Below are 21,929 nucleotides of genomic sequence, written 5' to 3' on the forward strand. Positions count from 1 at the left end.
CGATGTTGGTTGTCATCGATAACTACGATTCCTTCACCTATAATCTGGTCCAGTACTTAGGCGAGCTCGGCGAACGCCCTCGCGTCTTCCGGAACGACCAGGTCACGCTGGAGGAGATCGAAGCGCTTCATCCCGATCAGATTGTAATCTCTCCGGGACCGAAGACCCCGAAGGAAGCCGGCATCAGTTGCGACCTCATCGGTCAGTTTGCCGGAAAGGTCTCGATCCTTGGCGTCTGCCTCGGCCATCAGTGCATCGGTGCCGCATTTGGCGGCCGGATCGTGCGGGCGGCTCGCTTGATGCACGGCAAGACCTCTCCGATCCACCATGACGGTCAGACTATCTTTTCTGGCCTCCCGAACCCCTTTGAGGCGACGCGCTACCATTCACTCCTCATCGATCGGGAGGAATTCCCTGATTGCCTGGAGATTTCGGCTGAGACCGCCGAAGGGGAGATCATGGGGGTTCGCCACAAGACGCATCGGATCGAAGGGATTCAATTCCACCCCGAATCGATCCTGACGAAAGAAGGCAAGGCCCTGCTCAGGAACTTCCTCTCACTCTCCTGAAGGGGCAGTAAGAATACAAGGTGAGATGATGATCCTGGAGGCGTTACAAAAGGTAGTCGAGCGACGAGACCTCAGCCCTGAAGAGGCCTTCATGACCATGGAAGAGATGATGTCGGGGAAAGCGTCTGATCCGCAGATCGCCGCCTTTCTCACGGCGCTTCGATGTAAGGGCGAGACGGTGGGTGAGATTACCAGTTTTGCCAGGGCGATGCGAACGCACGTGTCGCCGGTGGTGGTAGGGGCACGTTGCAACGTGCCCCTACTGGTGGATACCTGTGGTACCGGGGGCGACGCCGGCCACACCTTTAACATCTCAACGGCGGCTGCCTTCGTAACGGCCGGAACAGGAGTCCGGGTGGCCAAGCATGGCAACCGCTCGGTATCGAGTCTATGCGGAAGCGCCGACGTCATGGAGGCGCTGGGCGTAGACCTCACGCTCACGCCGGAGCAGGTAGGGAACTGTATCGACGAAGTCGGGATCGGGTTCTTGTACGCGCCGCTCTTGCACACGGCCATGCGCTACGTGATGACGGCTCGCCGGGACATACGGATCCGGACGGTGTTCAACATCCTTGGCCCCCTGACCAATCCTGCCGGGGCATCGGCTCAGGTGGTGGGCGTGTATGAAGACCGCCTCACAGAACTCTTAGCGAGCGCGCTGAATGATCTGGGGTCGAAGCGAGCGTTCGTCGTGTTCGGCCTTGACGGGCTTGATGAGCTCTCACCCACAGGAGAGAGCAGGGTTTCCGAGGTTAAAGATGGGCATGTTCACACCTACGTAGTCTCGCCGGAGGATTTCGGTCTTCAGCGGGCAACGCTTCGCGACCTGCAGGGCGGCAGTGCGGCTGAGAACGCAGCGATCATCAAGAAAATCCTGGGCGGGGAGATGGGGCCGAAACGCGACGTGGTGGTCATGAACGCCGCGCTGGCCATCGTCGCTGGCGGCAAGGCTGATGATTTCAAGGAGGGGGTCAGGCTGGCTGCTCGCTCGATCGATGCCGGCGCCGCCATGGAGAAGCTCTGCCGACTGGTGGAGTTCAGCCGGCGATACTGCCGGCAGTAATCTGGAGCGTTGATGCTGCGTCGTATTCTTGAGTACAAGCGCCAGGAGGTCACCGAACGGGAGGCGGCAATCCCGCTCGCGGAGCTGAGGGCGCAAGCGTTCGACTCACCGCCCCCGCGCGATTTCACGACCGCCGTCACAAGGAGTCGAAGGGAGACAGCGACGCGTGAACCCCTGAAGGCCATTGCTGAGATTAAACGCGCCTCACCGTCCGCGGGGGCGATCCGCGAGCCGCTTGACGTGGCTGAGATTGCGGCATCCTACCAGGCGGCCGGCGCGAGCGCGATCTCGGTTCTCACGGATGGGCGGTTCTTTAAAGGAAGCCTGAAGGATATTGCGACAGCTCGAGGGGCTGTCGATCTGCCGCTGCTCAGGAAAGAGTTCATCATCAGCCCCTACCAGATTTATGAGAGCCGCGCGCATCGGACAGACGCGATTTTGCTGATCGTCGCAGCCCTCGATGGTTCACAACTGGCCGACTTCTATTCACTGGCGACATCGCTGTCCCTGCATCCACTGGTTGAGGTTCATACCCTGACAGAGCTTGAGACCGCGAAGAAAGCGGGGGCCACACTCATCGGGATCAATAACCGAGATCTGGCAACCCTGGAGACCCGGTTGGACACCACGTTTGCGCTTCTGCCATACCTTCCCCCGAAGGCGGTCGTCGTAAGTGAAAGCGGCATCAGCCGTCCTGAAGAGATGCGGCGGTTAGCTGCGTCGCCTGTAGATGCGGTCCTGGTCGGCGAAGCCTTGCTCGCGAGTTCGGATCCCGGCGGCAGGCTTCGCGAGTTGTTGCTGGATGCCAACGGATGATTCGCGTCAAGATCTGCGGAATCACCTCGCAAGAAGATGCCTGGGTGGCGGTGGAGGCAGGGGCCGATGCCCTGGGATTCATCCTTGTGAAAGGGACGCCTCGGTACATCGAGCCGGAGGCCGCCGCCGTCATCGCCGCCCAGATGCCGCCATTTGTGGCAACAGTGGGAGTATTTATCGACCGGACACCCGAGGAGATTGATCAGATCGTGAGCGCCTCCGGTCTCAGCCTCGTGCAATTGCACGGGAACGAGAGCCCGGCAGAGTGCCGGCGCCTTCGTGTCCCCTTCGTGAAGGCGATCCGGGTCCAAGGCGAGCGCGATCTGGAGGCGTTACGCCTCTATCCGCAGGCGAGGGCGTTTCTGCTGGACACCTACGTCGCTGACCGACCGGGTGGGACCGGCAGGACCTTCCCGTGGGAGATCGCGACCAAGGCTGCGAGTGAGGCCAGGGTGATCCTGTCCGGTGGACTGACCCCGGACAATGTCGCCTTGGCGGTGGCGCAAGTCAGGCCGTATGCTGTCGATGTGAGTAGCGGTGTGGAAATCGCCCCAGGCCGGAAAGATCATCGCAAGGTGAGGGAGTTCATTGAGCAAGCAAGAAAAGCCGACACACGCTGAGGCGCGGCATCAGGGCCCGCTTCCGGATGCCCGCGGACATTTCGGCAGGTACGGAGGGAAGTTTGTGCCGGAGACCCTGATGGCGGCGCTCACGGAGCTGGAGAAGGTCTATCTCGATGCGAAGGCTGATCCTGGCTTTGAATCGGAGATGCAGCAGCTTCTCCGGCATTATGTGGGACGCCCGACGCCCCTCTATTTCGCGAGTCGGCTGACGGAACATCTGGGGGGGGCTCGCATTTACCTCAAACGTGAGGATCTCTGCCACACGGGTGCGCACAAGATTAATAATACTCTTGGCCAGATTCTCCTCGCCCGTCGCATGGGCAAGACTCGGGTCATCGCCGAGACGGGGGCCGGCCAGCATGGGGTGGCGACCGCCACAGTGGCCGCCCGATTTGGTCTGACTTGCGAGGTCTTCATGGGAACCGAGGACATGCGGCGGCAGGCCTTGAACGTTGTTCGGATGCGCCTGCTCGGCGCAAAGGTTACCCCGGTCGAGTCGGGGAGCCGGACCCTGAAGGACGCGATCAACGAGGCGATGCGCGACTGGGTCACGAACGTCGAGACGACGCACTATGTCCTGGGCTCGGTCCTGGGGGCCCATCCGTATCCGATGATGGTTCGGGACTTTCAATCAGTCATCGGCAAGGAGACCAAGGCGCAGATCTTGGAACTGGAGGGGAGACTGCCGGACTACCTCGTGGCCTGTGTCGGCGGAGGCAGTAACTCGATCGGCTTGTTTCATACCTTCCTTGATGAGCCCGCTGTCCGGATGATCGGGGTAGAGGCAGGCGGTCTGGGCATCGAGACCGGCCGCCATGCGGCCCGATTCGCGACCGGCGAACTGGGCGTCTTGCACGGAACGATGAGTTACATCCTGCAGGATGACGATGGCCAGATTCAGACGACTCATTCGGTCTCTGCCGGACTCGATTATCCGAGCGTCGGTCCGGAGCATAGTTACCTCCGAGACCTCGGGCGGATCGACTTTGTTTCGGCTACCGATGCGGAGGCGCTGGAAGCCTTTCAGCTCCTGAGCGAGCTTGAGGGGCTGATCCCGGCTTTGGAGAGCGCGCATGCCATTGCTCATGTGGGGAAGCTGGCCCCTATGCTCCGAAAGGACGAGATCGTGATCGTGAACCTCTCGGGCCGAGGGGATAAAGACGTGGAGGTTGTGGCCAAGCTGCTAGGGGGCGAGGTGCAAAGATGAATCGTATCGACGAGCGCTTCCGTCAGCTTAGAAAATCAGGAGGCCGGGCACTGATGCCGTACCTGACTGCCGGCGATCCCGGTCTTGACACCACTCGTTCGCTGATCCTGGAGTTCGAGAGGCGAGGGGCGGATCTCATCGAACTCGGCGTCCCCTTCTCCGATCCTTTGGCTGACGGTGTTACCATCCAGCGCGCGTCGCAACGCTCACTGTCGGCCGGCACGACGCTCCCGCGGATCCTCGAGATGGTGAGGGATCTTCGGTCGGACTGCCGGCTGCCGCTGCTCTTGATGAGCTACGTGAATCCGATCTTCCACTTTGGCTATGTTCGGTTTGCCAAGGAGGCTGCAGAGGCCGGCGTCGATGGGCTGATCGTTCCTGATCTTCCTCCCGAAGAGGCGGCCGAGCTGGTTGAGGCAACAGCCGCTCACAACCTTCACACGGTATTTCTGATCGCACCGACCAGCCCGCAACAGCGCATTCGGACGATCACGGCCGCCTCGAAGGGTTTTATCTACTATGTCTCCCTGCGGGGCGTCACGGGGGTTCGTTCCAGGCTCAGCGAGGATCTGGAGGCCAGCATTCGGATGATCAGAGCTGAGACCGACCTGCCGCTTGCGGTGGGGTTTGGCATCTCAACACCGGAGCAGGTGCGGATGGTGTCAAAGCTGGCTGATGGGGTGATCGTAGGAAGCGCCATCGTCTCACTGCTGGAACAGACAGCCGGGAAGTCAGATCAGTTGCAACGAGTTGGGGACTATGTTGCGTCGCTGAAAACCGCGACAATCGGCTAGATATCTACAGTTTTACCTCTTGTAAGTATCTTTTGCTGCTCCCGCTGTAAGATCTCACATTCTCCTTGACAAGCCCCCTGTAACGTCGTAAGAAAGCATTATAGTACTATCTTTCAATGAGGGATTGCGGCAAAATATAGGAAACAGTAATGTTTTCATGGATGAGCCGTCAGAATGAGTTGGTTGGCCTGGATATCGGAACCAGCTCTATCAAGGCCGTGCATCTTCACCGATCAGGTAATGTCTACAAATTAGCCGAGCTTGGCATCGCTCATATCCATCCCGAGACGATTGTAGATGGGATCATCATGGATGCCGCCACAGTCAGCACCGCCATCCGGCAACTCTTCGACAAGCATGACATTGCTATCAAGGACGTGGCTTTTTCTGTTTCGGGCCACTCGGTGATTATTAAAAAGATTAAAGTTCCCACGATGAAGAAGGCAGAACTCCGCGAAGCCATTGTGTGGGAGGCTGAGCAGCACATTCCCTACTCGATCGAGGATGTCAATCTCGACTTCCAGATTCTGAGGGAGGCCGGTCCAAACGAGCAGGAGATGGATGTGTTGCTGGTCGCCGTGAAAAAGGACACCCTCAATGACTATCTCGCCGTGATCTCTGCGTCCGGGCTGAGGGCCGCAGTCGTTGATGTAGACGCCTTTGCAATCGAGAATGCCTTCACGATGTCCACGAAGTTCCAGCCGGGTGAGGTCGTAGCCCTCGTGAACGTGGGAGCGGCTATCACCAATATTAATATCCTTAACGGCGGGATTTCGGATTTTACCAGGGAGAGCCCCCTAGGAGGCAACCGACACACCGAGTCGTTACAGAAGGGCGTAGGCTTAAGCTTCGAACAGGCTGAGGCGTTAAAGAGAGGAGAGGCGATTGAAGGGCATGGCTTCGCGGAAGCGAAGCCTGTGATCGAGATGGCTAATAGCGAGTTAGCCGCAGAGATACGACGCTCTTTTGATTTTTACTACTCGACGAGTCAAAGCCATACGATCCATCGAGTCGTGTTAAGCGGCGGGTGCGCGTCGTTACCAGGCCTGGCGTCCTATCTTTCAAGCGCGCTTGAACTTCCTGTTGAGATCGCCAACCCTTTTCAAAATATCGTTGCCGACCCGAAGAAGTTCGACGCTCAATACCTAGCCTCTATCGCCCCTCAGATGACGGTTGCCGTGGGATTGGCCCTTCGCGAGCCGGAGGATAGTGCCGTATGATCAGGATCAACCTCCTTTCGCCAGAGGCGCGACGAAGAAAGGTTCAAGTACGAGCCCCTCAGGCAGCGATCATAGCCGTGGCGATTCTCGCTGCCGCCGGGATGTGGGGGTACTGGTATTTCGTGAAGCACGACGTGGAACAACTTCGAGCGGATATCGTCGCGGTACGGAGTGAAATCGGGAGGAACCAACAGATCGTCCGATTGGTTGAGCAAGACGCTCGCGATAAGAAACAGCTTCAGGACCGGCTGGCACTCGTTCAGCGATTGGCCGCCGTCCAAGGCAGTGCGGTCCGTCTACTTGATGGGATCAGTCGGGCGTTGCCTGAGGACGGTTGGCTCACCGGAATTAATAAAGTCTCCGGGAGGCTCGTTATTCAGGGCTACGCCTCCTCACACTTTTCCGTCGCGGAATTGATGCTGGCGCTACAACGACTCAAGCCGATCATCAACAGTGTTGAGCTCAACTTTTCCGAACTCGAGTTGTACGAAGGCAGACCGGTTGAACGGTTCGAGATCATCTCAACCTTGTCGGGGTAGGCAGCTCGTTCTACACCTTGTTGATGGACCTGTCCTGAGTGGTTCGGCCGGGCGCACCACGGGCTTAGCCGAAGGAGAGGATCGTGAGACTTCCTTCCATTGCTCTGGCGGCCTACACTGCAAATATCCCCCTCAAGCAAAGGGTGACTCTCGGCGTCATCTTTGTGATCCTTGTGGGCCTCGTCTACTGGCAACTCTTTCTTCGATCGGAGTGGGCTGCCAGGAACGAGGCTCAGGCTGAACTCACCCGGCTGAGAGCCGAGGCAGAGCGGAGCAGGCAGATCGCAAGCCAGAAACCTCACCTGAAACAGGAGATCAAACTGCTGGAAGCACGCCTCCAGCGTGCGGTGCAGCAGCTTCCGGCCGAAAAGGAAATTCCATCGTTACTGAAACGAGTCGCCGGCCTCGGCCACGAGACGGATCTGGACGTCTCCTTGTTCAAGCCAGGCACCCCGGTGGCAAAGGAGTTCTATACTGAGATTCCGGTGCAACTCAAGGTTGTGGGGACATACCATGATCTTGGTCTGCTCTTTGAGCGCCTGAGCCGGTTGGAGCGGATTGTGAATGTCGCCGATCTGACAATTCGACCGGCAATAAAAGCACAGAAGGCCGGGCCCAGCATCCAGGCCGAGTTTGGCGTGGTGACCTACACCTACTCGGGCACTTCGGGAGCGAAGAGTGTCGTGGCTGCGAGCACGGCAAAATAGGCTCCGGCGCCAGACGGCTGTGGGGGGTGTAGTCATCTTCAGCCTTGTAACTGTCCTTGCCTGCGGCAGGGATACGCCGCCCCCCACACCTTCTCCAGCCCAGGGCTCGTCGCCGTCGCCGTCGCCGACTCTTGATACATCCTTACAACCGGAAGAGAAAGAGGCTCCTGCTGTGTATCAGTCACGAGGGCGCCGGGATCCATTTCGGCCTCCTCGGGTCAAGACGGCAGAAAAACCCCCAACGGTGCGTCTTAAGCTGACGGGTATTATCCGGGAAGCCCAGTCCTACTATGCGTTGGTGGAGTCGGATTCGACACCAGGCATGGGGTACGTCATCCGGGAAAACGACGTAGTTGACTCGGCGAAGGTAGTCAAGATCAATAAGGATAGTGTAGTATTTGAGGTGCAAACGAAGAATTCGGAAGGTAAGTTACTCACTCGCTACGTAGAAAAGTACATGCTATCGGTAGAATCGAGATGAATACGCTCCGGAGAGCGATCTCGCCACGAGAGAGCTCAAGCTGGGTAATCGCTCTGCTGCTACTCACGGTGTGCCTGCCTGGGTATTCGGCAGCAGCAGACGGCTTGATCGAGCCTCTCGGGCTTCACATTCGCGGCGAGGGACCTGAGAAGATAGCTTTGCCTGCCGTCGCTACCCCCTCTCAGAGCTTGGTCGAAAGGGAGGAGGCTCTGAAGGTTCAGGGGGTAGCTTCGGAGAAGCCGCCATCCCAGCCAACCGCTCAACAGCTTGGCGGAGAATCGAAACCGATACCGGTGGAGGAAGTGTCAAAGGTGGCCGAACCTCTTACATCCCATTCTGTTGAGCAACAAATTACTGCACCACCCTCAATCTCACCGAAAATCCCGACTGATAACAAGCGGTTATCGTTGGATTTTAAGGGCGCCGACCTTGATGATCTATTGCGTTTAATCTCTGAGGTCAGTAGCCTGAACATCGTCGCAGCTCATGGCCTGAAGGATCGAAAAGATAGAGATGTCACTGTGCGTCTGATAAATGTTGAGTGGCGTCAGGCGCTTGATGTCATCCTCCGTGCGAAGGGTCTTAGCTATGAACAGGATGGCAATGTACTCTATGTGGGTTCAAGAGCTGAGATCCAAAAGGGCAAGGAAGAGCGGGCGAAGGATATCGAGATGGCAGCGCTCAAACAGTTGCGAATCGAGGATGAGAAGCGAAAGGTCGAGGAGGCGAAGAAAAAAGCTGAAGAAGAGCGAAGGAGGGCTGAAGAGGAGAGACGCAGGATTGAAGAAGAAGAACGGCGTCTTGCGGAGGAGCCCCCGTGTACCAAGGTGATTCATTTGGCCCATACAAAAGCCCATGACGTGAAAAAGCATCTCAATCGGCTGAAGACACGACTGGGGAACATTGAACTTGACGAGCAGACAAATACTGTCATTGTGAATGATGTTCAATCTGCCTGCCTCAAGATAGCCGCAGTAGCGAGTGAGCTCGATGTACCGCCAAAAGATCCGTTCGTCACCAAGCTGCTGCCGTTTAACTATGCGAAGGCGACCGATCTGAAAACCCATCTCACCGCGCTGAAGACATCCCAGGGAAGCATTGTCATCGATGAACGGTCGAGCCGAATTATCGTGAAGGACCTCCCGGAGACCGTCGAGAGGATAGAGACCTTTTTGAAGCAGATTGATATTCCAACCCCTCAGGTCCTGATCGAGGCGAGGATCGTCGAGGCTTCTCGCTCCTTCTCCCAGAGCCTTGGTATTCAATGGGGAGGAGCGGGGATTCCGACGACTGCTGGGAGCAAAACCGGGGTAACGACCTTCGGTGGTGGAGGTAGTGCTGGGCCGATTCAATTTCCCGGACTTACGCCGACTTCCAGTACGCCATTTCCTACAACAACCGGAGGTGGCATCCCCTTCGTCGGGCCGGTACCGCTCGCCTTGAATCTTCCAGCAATTACTTCCGGGGCCAGCCCATTCGTCATTGGAGCGACCATCGGCAGTCTTGCGAATCGGTTTCTTGTAGGGGTACAGCTTTCCGCGGCGGAGTTAGAGGGGAAGATCAAGACCCTGTCGTCGCCAAGAGTGGCGACCCAGGACAACGAAGAGGCTGAGATCAAACAAGGAACGCAGGTCCCCTTTACGACGATCGACAGCTCAGGGAGAACGGTTGTCCAGTTTCAGGATGCATTCATCAAGCTCAAAGTGAAGCCACATATCACACCAGACGGTCGCGTTTCGATGAAGGTTGAGGCAGAGCGTTCCTTTCCTGGGGAGAAAATTACAGGCGCCTTCGGATTTGTCTTCCCCATCAATACTCGCAAGACCACGACCAACATTCTGGTTCAGAACGGCTCAACCGTAGTCATCGGTGGCCTTCTTCAATCAACGGAGTCAATCATCGTAGATCGGGTACCATTTTTTGGTCGAATCCCGGGGTTAAGCTGGCTCTTTAAGCGGCAGTCGGTCGGACCCGATGAACGTGTGGAACTTCTGATTTTCCTCACACCATCTGTACTTCAGGAGTCTCGGCTTTGAGAGCCGGCTTTTTGACGCACAGACGTCAGTTCCGATTACTGACCCTTTGGCTCCTGCTTGGATTATCCTCCGCCTCAGATGCCGAATACCTCATCTACCTCAAGGGCGGGCATTTCATCGTCGCTGATGATTGCACCTTTCCAACCCGCCAAGGGGCTGAAAAGAGTCCAGGGGCGAGCGAGCAAACGACTCCCGTAGAAGACTGTACGGAGGGGAGGCCAAATGGTCCAATCTTTTGGAGTACGATCAATGGGCATTTCGGAGAGGTGAACGCCGATGATGTCTATGCCATCTTCGGGACAAAAAGTCCCCAGTCGATCAAGCGGTTGAGTAACACCACGGATCTGGAAGACTATCTGATTACTAATCGGGGAGAGAGCTTTGTAAACGCCAAGATTGTTGAAGAGAAGGGCGTTGAAATTCACGGACTGAAGCGAGATGATCTGACCAAGGTCAATAGGCGAGGGGTCATCGAGATTGCCCCTGAACGCCTGGCGAAGAGTCGGTCGGGAGAGGGGCTTTGTCCCGGGGAATCGATTGACTTTGCGATTAGCGAAGTTGAGTTGGTCGAGGGCCATCTCCTAGGTGCCATCACTAATCTTTCGAAGGAACCGTGGCTTCCATGGATTGAAGTCGAAGTCCGAGTGAAAGGGCGGTTTTTGGGAAAGTTTGAAATAGAAGATCGGAACGTTCTAGCTTCTGGTGAGACTATTTCAATGGACTCCGCAACGCCTGGCAGATTCCTCAAAGAGTTGGCCCAGCTTAAGAACGACGAGGCTGGTGTTCGAGTCTGTTATCGAAAAGTGAAGAAAGCAACAAAAGGACTAACCGCTGAGAAACCGTCCGCTGCGCAGTTCCCGAAGTAAGCACTGGCCACCAAAGATCCTTTCCTGCAAGCGGATCACCCCTTATCCTCCATGCAAAGCGCTTAGCGTCTAGGTTTTCCTCTTTTTTCCACTCAGCAGTTGGGGTAAAATGCAGAGCGAAAAGGAATATCTGTGAATGGACTAAAGAAGTCTGCGCCCCCGATCGCCTGGGTTCTCACTGTGGTGACCGGGATCTTACTGAGCTTGTCTCTCAGCGGCGCACCCGACCTCATGGCCGACGGTGGGTCGATGATCCTCTCGTTGGGTGATGACTCTTACGTTACTTGGTCGGAAGTAGAGGCGAGGACCGGTGCGGCCGTCAGGAGAGAGCTTGAAGATCTTCCCTTGACCGATTTCTCGGTCATTATTCTGTCGAACGTAAGCTACGCGAGCCTTCCAGCGGCTGTGCGGGATGGGCTTTCGGAATATCTCGCACATGGAGGTACACTGCTGGTTACGGGCGGAAAACAGTCGTACGGCAGTGGAGGGTATGTCGGCACTGAGCTGGCTGAGCTTTTGCCGCTCAAGCCGTCGCGGGATGACTTCGGTTACAATCCATATGGCCCGACTCTTCTTCTTCAGCCCAGGCACCCGATACTTCAAGGGGTTGCGCTTCCGCCCATGGGATATTTTAATGAGCTTGAGTTAAACAGCAGTGCGGTGGAAATCGCCCAGTATCGTAAGGGATCTAAGGCCGCTTTTACTGGTGGGGGGGACCCCGGCGGGGGGGAAATTGGAGGGGGCGGACGACGGCCGATGCCGCTGATTGCAGAGAAGAGCGTGGGGCAAGGCACAATCCTGGCGATTGCCATGGATATGGCCCTATCCCTGGACAAGGATACATGGCAGGACCGGGATCGCTTCGCGCAAAATTGCGTCGCGTATCTGCTGCAGCGCTCCAGGATCGAGTCTGTCACGCTGCCGAAGGAACCGGTGGCAAAGTGATGGCATGTTGCGCTATCTGACCGCGGGCGAGTCTCACGGCCCGATGCTGACGACGATCCTGGAGGGTATCCCGGCGAATCTTCCGCTTGCCGCCGAGGAGATCACGCGTGAGCTCGTAAGAAGGCAGCAGGGGTACGGACGCGGGGGCAGGATGCGCATCGAAAAGGACGAGGCCAACATTGTGGGCGGCGTCCGTCACGGTCTGACCATGGGTGGACCGATTGCAATCCTGATCGCGAACCGCGATTGGGAAAACTGGAAGCTCACGATGGATCCAACGCCGACGGGGAGGGAGACTGATCCAAAAGGGCCTGTCACTCGTCCAAGACCGGGACACGCGGATTTAGCCGGAGCACTCAAGTACGGGCAGCACGATATCCGCAATGTGCTGGAGCGGGCCAGCGCCAGGGAGACGACTGCCCGTGTGGCTGTCGGGGCCGTCTGCAGGCGTTTGCTGCGACAGTTCGGCATTGAGGTGTTCAGTCATGTCGTTGAGATCGGTTCTGTTGGCGCCAAGACCGATGGCCTCTCGTTTTCGGAGATCCGAGAGCGTGCCGAACTCTCCCCCGTACGGTGCGCCGATCAGCAGGCTGGCGAGGCGATGATGCGACAGATCGACGAGGCGAAGAGCCGCGGTACGAGCCTCGGAGGCGTGTTCGAGGTGGTGGCGCTCAATCCGCCGGTTGGACTTGGCAGTTATGTCCATTGGGACCGTAAGCTCGACGGGCGGCTTGCCCAGGCGATTATGAGCATCCAGGCAATCAAAGGCGTGGAGATTGGTCTTGGGTTCGAGGGTGCCCGACGATTCGGGTTCGAGGCCCATGATGAGATCTTCTACGAGGATAGTCGCTTTATGCGGAGAACCAACCGTGCCGGTGGGCTGGAGGGGGGGATGTCGAACGGCGAGCCGATTCTCGTGCGGGGCGCGATGAAGCCGATCGCCACACAGTACGCCCCGATGGCCTCGGTGGACCTCCGCACGAAAGAGCCGTTTCAGGCGAGCATCGAGCGATCGGATATCTGTGCTGTTCCCGCCGCCGGCGTGATTGGGGAGGCGGTCGTTGCCTTCGAGCTCGCTCAGGCGTTCACGGAAAAGTTCGGCGGCGACAGCCTGGAGGAGATGGCACGCAATTACCAGGGCTATCTTACGTCGATTCACGAACGCTGACATGAAGATTGTACTGACCGGATTCATGGGGACAGGAAAGAGTGTAGTGGGGCGCCGTCTGGCCGAACGGCTTGCCCTGCCCTTCATCGATCTGGACAACGCCATTGAAGCGGCGGCGGAGATGACGATTTCAGAGATCTTTGCCTCGGAGGGGGAGTCCGGCTTCAGACGGAGGGAACGAGAGTTGATTGCGAGCGTGGCGAATCACACGAACTGCGTGATTGCCACCGGCGGTGGCGCAATACTTGACCCTGAGAATGCCCGGAACCTCAGAGCGGGCTCAGTCCTCGTCTGTCTTGTCGCCGAGCCGACCGTTATCTTGGAGCGGCTGGGGGCCGATGCCGGCCGTCCTCTTTTACGGAGTCCGGATCGGCTTGCCAGAATCCGTGAGCTTCTGTTGCAGCGTGGCCCCGCCTATTCCCAGGCGGATCTCTCCATTGAAACGAGCGGGACTGATGTGGAGGAGATCGTCGATCGGATCGTTCAGCATGTTGGCCTGGAGGCGGCCGGAAGCGTCGATACAGGGCGATGAAGAGTGGAGCCAGGGTTCCCGTGACGCTCGGCAGTAGAAGCTACCAGATTGCCGTCGGCAATGGGCTCCTGAAGCAACTGGGCGCCCTGTGCGATGAACTGCTCCTGAGCAGGCGAGTGATGATCGTCACAAACCCTGCCGTCGGTCGCCTTTACGGAGCCAAGGCTGCGGTCTCGCTCCGACGGGCCGGATTCCAGGTGGGGACTACAGAAATTCCGGCGGGGGAGCGGGCGAAGTCATTGCGCCGCGCGGCCGGCCTGTATCAGGCCTTTTTACAGAACCGGATGGATCGCCGCTCTGCCGTGGTCGCCTTGGGCGGTGGGGTGATCGGCGATCTGGCAGGATATGCGGCCGCGACCTTCCTGCGAGGCCTTCCGTTGATTCAGGTTCCGACCACTCTCCTGGCCCAGGTGGACAGTAGCGTCGGCGGAAAGGTTGCCGTCAATCTTCCCGCGGGGAAGAATCTGGTCGGCGCCTTTTATCAGCCGTCGTTGGTCGTGGCTGATGTCCTGACGCTCCGGTCGCTGCCGCCGCGACAGATGCGAGCGGGACTGGCCGAGGTGGTCAAATACGGCATGATCGCCGATCGAGAGCTCTTCGCGTATGTTGAAATGCATCTCGATTCAATCCTCCGCGCAGAGGAAGAGCCCCTGACCCATCTCGTGACTCGCTCATGCGCGATCAAGGCGCACGTCGTCGAACAGGATGAACGAGAGGAGGGGATGCGCGCAATTCTCAACTTCGGGCACACTGTGGGTCACGCCCTTGAGACTGCCGCCGGATACCAACGGCTTCTTCACGGTGAGGCGATAGCAATCGGCATGATGGTGGCAACAATGCTTTCGGTGAACCGAGGCCTTTGCGAACGCGAAGAGCTGGATCGGCTGCGTACGCTCCTGGTGAGAATTGGGCTACCGACAAGGGCATCAGTGAATCAGTCAAGTTTTTTACAAACGATACGTTATGACAAGAAGGTGAGGAATCAGATGATCTATTTCGTCTTAACAAAAGGGATCGGCCATGCCATGTTGGCGGCCATTTCGGATCCCGGTGAGCTGAGGGCGGCAATCAGTGCGGCGTGGAGCCTGTGAGATGGGTGATACGAAACGCGATTTGGGAAGACGGATCCTGGTGTTGAACGGCCCGAATTTGAACCTGTTGGGCCGGCGTGAACCGGACCAGTATGGCCATTCGACGTTGAAAGAGATCGAGGATGATCTCAGGGCCTATGCCGCCTCACGATCGGCCGAGATCCGCTTCGTTCAATCAAATCATGAAGGCGAGCTCATCGACGTCATCCATAAGGCCATCGGATGGGCTGATGCCATAATTGTCAACGCAGCCGGATTAACCCATTCCAGCGTGGGACTGCGTGATGCGATCATTGCCGCGGCCATTCCGACGGTGGAGGTGCATCTGTCGAACATCTATCGCCGCGAAGAGTTTCGCCATCGCTCCTTGATTGCCGACGTTGTCATTGGACAGATCGCAGGCTTCGGTGCCTTTAGCTATCTGCTCGGGCTCGAGGCCGCCCTTCACTTGCTTGACAAAAAGGGATCATGAGATGAATACTCAGATCTCGCTTACTTATGGAGACAAGAAAAGATGATGATTTCAGGAGGAGATCTTCGCCCTGGGGTGAAGGTCGAACTGGACGGAACCCCATACGTCGTGACCGACTTTCAGTGGGTCAAGCCCGGCAAGGGCGGCGCCTTCATGCGTACGAAGCTGAAGAATATGAAGACCGGCGCCATTATCGATCGGACGTTCAGAACCGAGGAAAAGCTTCCGAAGGCGGAGGTGGACGATCGGAAGGTACAATTCCTCTACCATGACGGTGATGCCTATCACTTCATGGACACGGAGAGTTTCGATCAGTTCACAATGGACGAGAAACAGCTCGGGGAGAGCAGTGGCTTCCTCAAGGACGGGATGGTCATTTCAGTCCTGTTGTATCGCGGTGAACCCGTCGAGGTGATGCTTCCAACCTTTGTCGAACTCAGGGTAGTCGAGACCGACCCCGGCTTCCGTGGCGACACCGCCTCCGGTGGCTCCAAGCCGGCGACGCTCGAGACAGGTGCCATAATTCAGGTACCGTTGTTCATTAACGTCGACGACCTCCTTCGCGTCGATACGCGTACCGGATCCTATGTGGAGCGAGCCTAAAAACCGCCCCATTCACAATCAGCTAATGGCTGACAGCTTCACGGCTCATTTCTTACCGAGACAGTTCCTTGATTCCCTGGCAAGCATGCCGCTTGTGCGTCATCACCGATCGTGAGTTGCGACGTGGGCTAAGCCACGTTGAAATAGCGATGCAAGCCGTAAAAGGTGGCGCATCGATGATCCAGCTTCGGGACAAGGCAGCCGGACCGCGTCAGCTTCTGTACGAGGCTCGCCAAATTACCCAACTGTGTCGAGAGCACGGGGTTGCCTTCATTGTGAATGACAGGCTCGATCTGGCGCTCGCGGCCGATGCCGACGGTATCCACCTTGGACAGGATGACCTGCCTCCATGGAAGGCCCGCGCGCTCCTGGGGACAGGCAAGATCCTGGGGGTTTCGACTCACTCCATTGAACAGGCCCTCAGGGCCGCAGAACAGGGGGCCGATTATCTCGGCATCGGGCCGGTCTTCGCGACAGCCACGAAAGCGACCGGGTGCGAGCCGGTTGGCTGCGACACGATTCGACAACTGCGGGCCAGGCTCCCTCTCCCGATCGTGGGCATCGGTGGCATTAGCTTGAGTAACGTCGGAGAGGTCATTCGAGCCGGGGCCACCGGGGTCGCGGTGATCTCGGCAATCGTCAGCGCTAATGACATCACGGCTGCTACCGTCGCCTTTACGATAGCGATTCAGCAAGCGGAAGGTCATTGACAGCCCTTTCCCGTTATTTCTAGAGTCAACATTATGGTTACGCTTCTAAGTACTTGTTAAAATAGTGTTGAATGAAATGCGTATCCGTTGAGCGAAATTGTGTTGCCACTACTTCGACCAAGGAGGGGATGATGGGACGGCCGTGGTTGTCGCTGTGGAAGGCTCTCGCATTTATCATCCTCGTCGCCGCGAACGCCCATGCGGGCAGTACCATAAAGGTCGGGGTAGCCGGTCCGCTGACAGGCGATCAGGCCACCTTAGGACAGGAACTGAAGAACGGCGCTATCATTGCCGCGGAGGAGTGGAATGCCAAGGGAGGTCTTTTCGGACAACAGATCGAGATCGTCTGGGGTGACGACCAACACGATCCCAAGCAGGCCGTTGCAGTCGCCAATAAGTTCGTGAATGAAGGGGTCGTCGGGGTGATCGGCCATTTCAACAGTAGTTGCTCGATTCCGGCCTCCACCATCTATCGTGACGGTAAGGTCGTCCAACTCACCCCCGCCTCAACCAACCCCTTGTTCACTGAGCGCGGCCTGTGGAACGTCTTCCGCGTGTGCGGCAGAGACGATCAGCAGGGGAGCGTGGCAGCCAACTTCATCCTGAGGAAGCTGAAGAAAAGGAAAGTCGCCGTACTGCACGACAAGACGACCTATGGACAGGGGCTGGCCGATGAAACCGTCAAGGCGCTTGAGCAGGGCAAGATCAAGCCTGTCTACCACGGCGGCATCACACAGGGAGAAAAAGACTACCGACCGGTTCTGACGGCAATCAGACAGAGCGACCCCGAAGTCCTCTTCTACGGCGGCATCTATCCCGAGGCCATCATGCTCACGAAGCAGATGCGCGAGCTGGGGATGAAGACAATTTTTATCAGCGGCGACGGCGTCTGGGCCAAGGAGTTTACCGGCATTGCCGGCAAGGCTGCGGAGGGCGCCTTTATCACGTTTACTCCTGACCAAACGAAAATCAAGGAAGCCCAGGGAGTCATCAAGCGACACAAAGAAAAGTTCGGCGCTGAGGTAGGGGCCTACACCGTGTATAGCTATGTGGCTGCCACTCTCCTTTTTGAAGCGATTGCCGCGACCCGATCTACTGATAGCGTCGCGATCGCGGAGCATATCAGGAAGACGAAGTGGAAAACCGCCCTCGGACCGATCCAGTTCGACAAGAAGGGCGACGTGCTGGTGTCGCCTTACGTAGTGTGGGAGGTGAGGGGCGGGAAGTTCGTGGAAATCCAGTAGGCGGGAGATTACTTATAAGGTGAGGGAGGGAAGGGAACCATCTCTTCCCTCCTTTTGTGTTGAGGGGATATGCTGCTTCAACAGTTGGTGAACGGGCTGACGCTCGGAAGTGTCTATGCGCTGATCGCCTTAGGCTACACCATGGTCTACGGGATCATTGAACTGATAAACTTCGCCCACGGCGAGATCTACATGTTAGGCGCCTACATGGGGATCGTCACCTTCACCCTTCTGACTACGCTCCACCTGACCTCCCCGGATTCCGGCGTGGCCCTTCTCTGCATGATGCTCGCGGCGATCCTCTTCTGCGGCGCCTACGGCGTCACTATTGAACGGCTGGCCTACAGACCTCTGCGCACCGCCCCGCGCCTGTCTCCCCTCATCAGCGCTCTGGGGGTTTCGATCTTTCTCCAGAACTTTGTCATGTTGGCGCAGGGGCCCAGAGATAAAGGATTCCCTGAACTGTTCATCCAGGGTGGGATAGATCTGCCGGGTGGCAGGATCAGCGCGATTCAGCTCTTCATCATGGCCACCTCGGTGCTGATGATGTTCGCGCTTCACCTGCTGGTGCGCCGAACAAAGATCGGCAAGGCGATGCGTGCGACCGCCCAGGATAAACAGATGGCCAGTCTGGTCGGCATCGATATCAATCAGGTGATCAGTGTCACGTTCCTCATCGGCTCCGCGCTTGCTGCAGTGGCGGGGGTGATGATCGGGATGTACTACGGCCTGATTAATTTCTATATCGGCTACATCGCCGGCATTAAGGCCTTTACCGCCGCGGTCCTGGGCGGGATCGGCAGCATTCCCGGCGCGATGCTGGGGGGGATACTGTTAGGCCTCATCGAGAGCCTGGGGGCAGGCTATATCTCGAGTGAGTACAAAGACGTATTCGCGTTTGCCATTCTAATCCTCGTCCTGATCTTTCGACCCACCGGTCTTTTGGGCGCAGATACCTCAAAACGAGCCTAGAATCAGCATGCAACCCCTATCGCGCTCCGTTCCATTGCACCAACGCCCTCTCGTGAGAATCGTCCTGGCCAGCCTGTGGCTGGGACTCTTGTCGCTGCCTCTCATGATGGAGTTGGAGGCGCCATTTTTCGGGCTGCAACGTCCCCTCATCGTGTCCGGTGTTGTCGCGCTGCTGGGCCTCATACGGTGGGTCATTTCCGAGTGGCGGAGAACATCACCAGTCTGGATGGATCGCTTACTGGAGGCCGGTGGGGCTACAGCTCGTGATCTTGCCCAGCGGATCGATCGTCGTGTACTGTATGCCGTGGCGCTCGCCGCTGCGGTCGTGATCCCCTTTGGTCTGAATCGGTATTACATCGATGTGCTGACCCAGGTAGGGATCTATGTGACGTTGGCGCTTGGGCTCAACATCGTTGTGGGGTTGGCGGGGCTTCTGAATCTTGGCTACATCGCGTTTTATGCGGTAGGGGCCTATGCGTACGGCCTTCTTGCAACCCGGGCCGACCTCTCCTTTTGGCAGGTCTTACCGTTCGGAGCAGCCTTGGCAGCCATCTTCGGCGTCCTCCTTGCCACTCCGGCCCTGCGTCTGCGTGGAGACTACCTGGCTATTGTGACGCTGGGGTTCGGTGAGATGACCCGGATCGTGTTGAACAATTGGGATAGCGTCACGGGGGGGCCCAACGGGATCATCGGCATCCCGCGTCCACGTCTCTTCGGATTTACCTTTTCCCAACCGATCCACTATTATTACCTGATCCTGGCTGTCGTCCTGCTGACCATCTTCGTCGTTGACCGACTCAATCAGTCGCGTCTCGGTCGCGCCTGGACCGCGATGCGCGACGACGAGGTGGCGGCTGAGGCGATAGGGATCGATCTGGTCAAAACGAAGCTTCTGGCCTTTGGTCTGGGCGCAACATGGGCCGGACTCGCGGGTGTGTTCTTTGCGAGTAAAATGACGTTCATCTCTCCTGAGAGTTTCACATTTTTCGAATCGGTCATCGTCCTCTGCATGGTCGTTCTCGGCGGGATAGGAAGCATACCGGGAGTCATCCTCGGAGCGGCGATGCTGCTGATCCTGCCTGAAATGATGCGGCAGTTTGCGCTGTATCGCATGTTGATCTTTGGTGCTGCCATGGTCGGAATGATGGTGATACGACCGAAGGGACTACTCGCCGTGCGCCGCCGTGCGGTCCCTCTGTGGCATAAGGAGCGTGCTTGCGCTACGGTCGTGAGCGGACCACAGGTCCATTCGACGGGCCCTGGGCAGGTCGATCCTACCGTACAACCTCCGAAGGGTGCGAGCATAACCCTGCTTGAAACACGCAAGCTCTCAGTAGATTTTGGCGGTCTCCGAGCGCTTGATATGATCGATCTGAGCGTGAAGGCGGGGGAAATCGTCGGTCTGATCGGCCCCAACGGGGCCGGCAAAACAACCTTCTTCAATTGTGTGACAGGCCTCTTTGCGCCAACCTCTGGAGAGGTCCGCTATCGCGGGGAGAACCTGGTTGGCCTGAGACCCAACCAGGTCGCCTCGAAAGGAGTGGCCCGCACCTTTCAGAACATCCGACTGTTTCGGGATATGACGGTGCTCGAAAACGTCATGGTAGGGGGGCACTGCCGGATGCGCGCTTCGGTGGTCGGCGCCGTCTTCAGGCCAAAAGGCGTGATTCAGGAAGAGGAGGAATTGGTCGCGAAGGCGGCCGACCTGCTTCGGTTTGTCGGCCTCGAAGAGAAGGCCGATCTGTGGGCGAGTCAACTTCCCTACGGCGATCAGCGTCGGCTTGAGATCGCGAGGGCGATGGCAAGCGACCCGACCCTATTGCTCCTGGATGAGCCGGCAGCAGGGATGAATCCCCAGGAAACCAACGCGCTCATGAACTTGATCTATTTAATTCGTGCCCGCGGCATCACCGTGCTGCTGATCGAGCACCACATGAAGCTGGTCATGGGCATATCCGAGCGGGTAGTGGTTTTCGATCACGGGGTCAAAATCGCTGATGGCACACCCGAGGCGATCAGAGCGGACTCCAAAGTGATCGGCGCCTATCTGGGGAAAGAATCGGGGCATGCTTAAGCTGCAAGAGGTGCATGCGCATTACGGCGCGATCCATGCTCTCAAGGGGATCAGTCTTGAGGTGAAGGAAGGTCAGATCGTCACGCTTATCGGCGCCAACGGGGCCGGGAAATCGTCGACGTTAATGGCTATTTCCGGAATCCTGAGGCCAACCAGTGGACGGATCATTTTTGAAGGCGAGGATCTGACTCACTTTCCAACTCATGCTATCGTCAAGCACGGCATCTCTCAGGTCCCTGAGGGGCGAAGAATCTTTCCAACGCTGACCGTCATGGAAAATCTGGAGATGGGTGCGTATACTCGCGCTGATGCAGCACAGATCCGTCACGACCTCGATCGGGTCTTCCAACTCTTTCCGCTTCTCAAAGACCGCCAGTTCCAACTGGGCGGGACCCTCTCAGGTGGCGAACAGCAGATGCTGGCCATCGGCCGCGCCCTGATGGCGCACCCACGGCTCCTGCTGATGGATGAACCTTCGCTTGGGTTGGCCCCTAAGTTAGTGGAGACGATCTTCGAGGTGATTCGGGAGATTAATACGCAATCGACGACGATCCTTCTTGTCGAACAAAATGCGCACATGGCCCTTCAGATCGCCGCCAAGGGGTATGTGATGGAGGTCGGTCAGATCGTGCTCGCGGATGAGGCCGAACACCTCATGGCCAATGGTGATGTCCGAAGCGCTTACCTTGGAGAGTAAGGTGCGAGGTTCAAGGTTCAAGGTTGAACGTGGGGCATTCGCAGTCTGCCTGACCTTGCTCGTGCTGATCTTGGCGTGGGTTTTACCCGCGAGGACAGAGGGGGAGTCACAGACGACTGCCCCTGAGATCATCATCGGGGTTGTCGGTCCGATGTCTGGCGACCTCGCGCACCTGGGCCGCGATGTACGAGAGGCGGTGGCGCTTGCTGTCGAGGAGTGGAACCAAAAAGGGGGGATCCTTGGGCGTCGGATTCGACTTTTGGTGGAGGACGATCGTAACGATCCGGCTGAGGCAGTTGCTGCGGCAACACGATTAGTGGCGGCAGGGGCCTGGGGGGTGATTGGCCACCTGACATCAGCCGGCTCGCTTCCGGCCTCAGCGATCTATCACGCGGCTGCAGTTCCTCAGATCACGCCATCCAGCACCGACCCGCGACTCACAGAGCAAAGGTTCATGAACCTCTTTCGCACATGTGGGCGGGACGATCAGCAGGGACGGG

At 57.7% G+C, this 21,929-nt stretch carries 24 protein-coding genes; all 24 read left to right on the forward strand.

The features are described 5' to 3' along the window. Positions 1–2: 2 nt before the first annotated feature. Positions 3–569 (forward strand): aminodeoxychorismate/anthranilate synthase component II, encoded by a 567-nt coding sequence (locus PHV01_RS09305; RefSeq protein ID WP_337290880.1) that lies wholly within the window; start codon positions 3–5, stop codon positions 567–569. Between the two features lie 28 nt (positions 570–597). Next, on the forward strand, positions 598–1,632 hold the full coding sequence (gene trpD, locus PHV01_RS09310; protein ID WP_337290903.1) for an anthranilate phosphoribosyltransferase: 1,035 nt from the start codon (positions 598–600) through the stop codon (positions 1,630–1,632). A 12-nt stretch (positions 1,633–1,644) separates the two neighbouring features. Beyond that, positions 1,645–2,448 carry an indole-3-glycerol phosphate synthase TrpC gene (gene trpC, locus PHV01_RS09315; protein WP_337290881.1) on the forward strand — a complete coding sequence of 268 codons (804 nt, stop codon included), beginning with the start codon at positions 1,645–1,647 and terminating at the stop codon, positions 2,446–2,448. Further along, positions 2,445–3,068: a phosphoribosylanthranilate isomerase gene (locus PHV01_RS09320; RefSeq protein WP_337290882.1), complete on the forward strand. Its 624-nt coding sequence runs from the start codon at positions 2,445–2,447 to the stop codon at positions 3,066–3,068. The genes trpC and PHV01_RS09320 overlap by 4 nt, the downstream gene beginning before the upstream one ends. Further along, entirely contained in the window at positions 3,037–4,278 is a 1,242-nt protein-coding gene (gene trpB / locus PHV01_RS09325; protein ID WP_337290883.1) for a tryptophan synthase subunit beta, read from the forward strand. Before PHV01_RS09320 ends, trpB begins: the two co-directional genes overlap by 32 nt. Continuing rightward, positions 4,275–5,072 (forward strand): tryptophan synthase subunit alpha, encoded by a 798-nt coding sequence (trpA, locus tag PHV01_RS09330; RefSeq protein WP_337290884.1) that lies wholly within the window; start codon positions 4,275–4,277, stop codon positions 5,070–5,072. The genes trpB and trpA overlap by 4 nt, the downstream gene beginning before the upstream one ends. A 161-nt stretch (positions 5,073–5,233) precedes the next feature. Then, complete coding sequence (pilM, locus tag PHV01_RS09335; RefSeq protein ID WP_337290885.1) at positions 5,234–6,292, forward strand: type IV pilus assembly protein PilM; 1,059 nt, start codon at positions 5,234–5,236, stop codon at positions 6,290–6,292. After that, positions 6,289–6,831, forward strand: a complete 543-nt coding sequence (locus PHV01_RS09340) for a PilN domain-containing protein (RefSeq protein ID WP_337290886.1) — start codon at positions 6,289–6,291, stop codon at positions 6,829–6,831. Before pilM ends, PHV01_RS09340 begins: the two co-directional genes overlap by 4 nt. 83 nt (positions 6,832–6,914) lie before the next feature. Beyond that, positions 6,915–7,538, forward strand: a complete 624-nt coding sequence (gene pilO, locus PHV01_RS09345) for a type 4a pilus biogenesis protein PilO (RefSeq protein ID WP_337290887.1) — start codon at positions 6,915–6,917, stop codon at positions 7,536–7,538. A 172-nt stretch (positions 7,539–7,710) separates the two neighbouring features. Further along, the gene (locus PHV01_RS09350) at positions 7,711–8,019 is read left to right on the forward strand and encodes a hypothetical protein (RefSeq protein ID WP_337290888.1); all 309 of its coding nucleotides are present in this window, start codon (positions 7,711–7,713) and stop codon (positions 8,017–8,019) included. Beyond that, complete coding sequence (locus tag PHV01_RS09355; RefSeq protein WP_337290889.1) at positions 8,016–10,055, forward strand: secretin N-terminal domain-containing protein; 2,040 nt, start codon at positions 8,016–8,018, stop codon at positions 10,053–10,055. The genes PHV01_RS09350 and PHV01_RS09355 overlap by 4 nt, the downstream gene beginning before the upstream one ends. Further along, the gene (locus tag PHV01_RS09360) at positions 10,052–10,921 is read left to right on the forward strand and encodes a hypothetical protein (RefSeq protein WP_337290890.1); all 870 of its coding nucleotides are present in this window, start codon (positions 10,052–10,054) and stop codon (positions 10,919–10,921) included. Before PHV01_RS09355 ends, PHV01_RS09360 begins: the two co-directional genes overlap by 4 nt. Positions 10,922–11,053: 132 nt before the next feature. After that, positions 11,054–11,866 (forward strand): hypothetical protein, encoded by an 813-nt coding sequence (locus PHV01_RS09365; protein ID WP_337290891.1) that lies wholly within the window; start codon positions 11,054–11,056, stop codon positions 11,864–11,866. A gap of 4 nt (positions 11,867–11,870) precedes the next feature. Next, entirely contained in the window at positions 11,871–13,034 is a 1,164-nt protein-coding gene (gene aroC, locus PHV01_RS09370) for a chorismate synthase (RefSeq protein WP_337290892.1), read from the forward strand. Position 13,035: 1 nt separating this feature from the next. After that, the gene (locus PHV01_RS09375) at positions 13,036–13,566 is read left to right on the forward strand and encodes a shikimate kinase (protein WP_337290893.1); all 531 of its coding nucleotides are present in this window, start codon (positions 13,036–13,038) and stop codon (positions 13,564–13,566) included. Between the two features lie 20 nt (positions 13,567–13,586). Beyond that, complete coding sequence (gene aroB, locus PHV01_RS09380) at positions 13,587–14,657, forward strand: 3-dehydroquinate synthase (protein ID WP_337290894.1); 1,071 nt, start codon at positions 13,587–13,589, stop codon at positions 14,655–14,657. 1 nt (position 14,658) lies between these two features. Beyond that, a complete protein-coding gene (aroQ, locus tag PHV01_RS09385) occupies positions 14,659–15,129 on the forward strand; it encodes a type II 3-dehydroquinate dehydratase (RefSeq protein WP_337290895.1) in 471 nt (156 codons plus the stop codon). A gap of 45 nt (positions 15,130–15,174) precedes the next feature. Next, positions 15,175–15,732 (forward strand): elongation factor P, encoded by a 558-nt coding sequence (gene efp / locus PHV01_RS09390; protein WP_337290904.1) that lies wholly within the window; start codon positions 15,175–15,177, stop codon positions 15,730–15,732. Between the two features lie 68 nt (positions 15,733–15,800). Continuing rightward, positions 15,801–16,442 carry a thiamine phosphate synthase gene (thiE, locus tag PHV01_RS09395; RefSeq protein ID WP_337290896.1) on the forward strand — a complete coding sequence of 214 codons (642 nt, stop codon included), beginning with the start codon at positions 15,801–15,803 and terminating at the stop codon, positions 16,440–16,442. Between the two features lie 128 nt (positions 16,443–16,570). Next, on the forward strand, positions 16,571–17,686 hold the full coding sequence (locus PHV01_RS09400) for a branched-chain amino acid ABC transporter substrate-binding protein (protein WP_337290897.1): 1,116 nt from the start codon (positions 16,571–16,573) through the stop codon (positions 17,684–17,686). Positions 17,687–17,755: 69 nt separating this feature from the next. Further along, positions 17,756–18,658: a branched-chain amino acid ABC transporter permease gene (locus PHV01_RS09405; protein WP_337290898.1), complete on the forward strand. Its 903-nt coding sequence runs from the start codon at positions 17,756–17,758 to the stop codon at positions 18,656–18,658. A gap of 7 nt (positions 18,659–18,665) precedes the next feature. Further along, positions 18,666–20,732 carry an ATP-binding cassette domain-containing protein gene (locus PHV01_RS09410; RefSeq protein ID WP_337290899.1) on the forward strand — a complete coding sequence of 689 codons (2,067 nt, stop codon included), beginning with the start codon at positions 18,666–18,668 and terminating at the stop codon, positions 20,730–20,732. Then, positions 20,725–21,429 carry an ABC transporter ATP-binding protein gene (locus tag PHV01_RS09415; RefSeq protein WP_337290900.1) on the forward strand — a complete coding sequence of 235 codons (705 nt, stop codon included), beginning with the start codon at positions 20,725–20,727 and terminating at the stop codon, positions 21,427–21,429. The genes PHV01_RS09410 and PHV01_RS09415 overlap by 8 nt, the downstream gene beginning before the upstream one ends. 1 nt (position 21,430) lies before the next feature. Next, the coding region (locus tag PHV01_RS09420) for a branched-chain amino acid ABC transporter substrate-binding protein (protein ID WP_337290901.1) at positions 21,431–21,929 on the forward strand (499 nt) is incomplete at its 3' end.

Source organism: Candidatus Methylomirabilis sp. (assembly GCF_028716865.1).
Classification (GTDB): domain Bacteria; phylum Methylomirabilota; class Methylomirabilia; order Methylomirabilales; family Methylomirabilaceae; genus Methylomirabilis.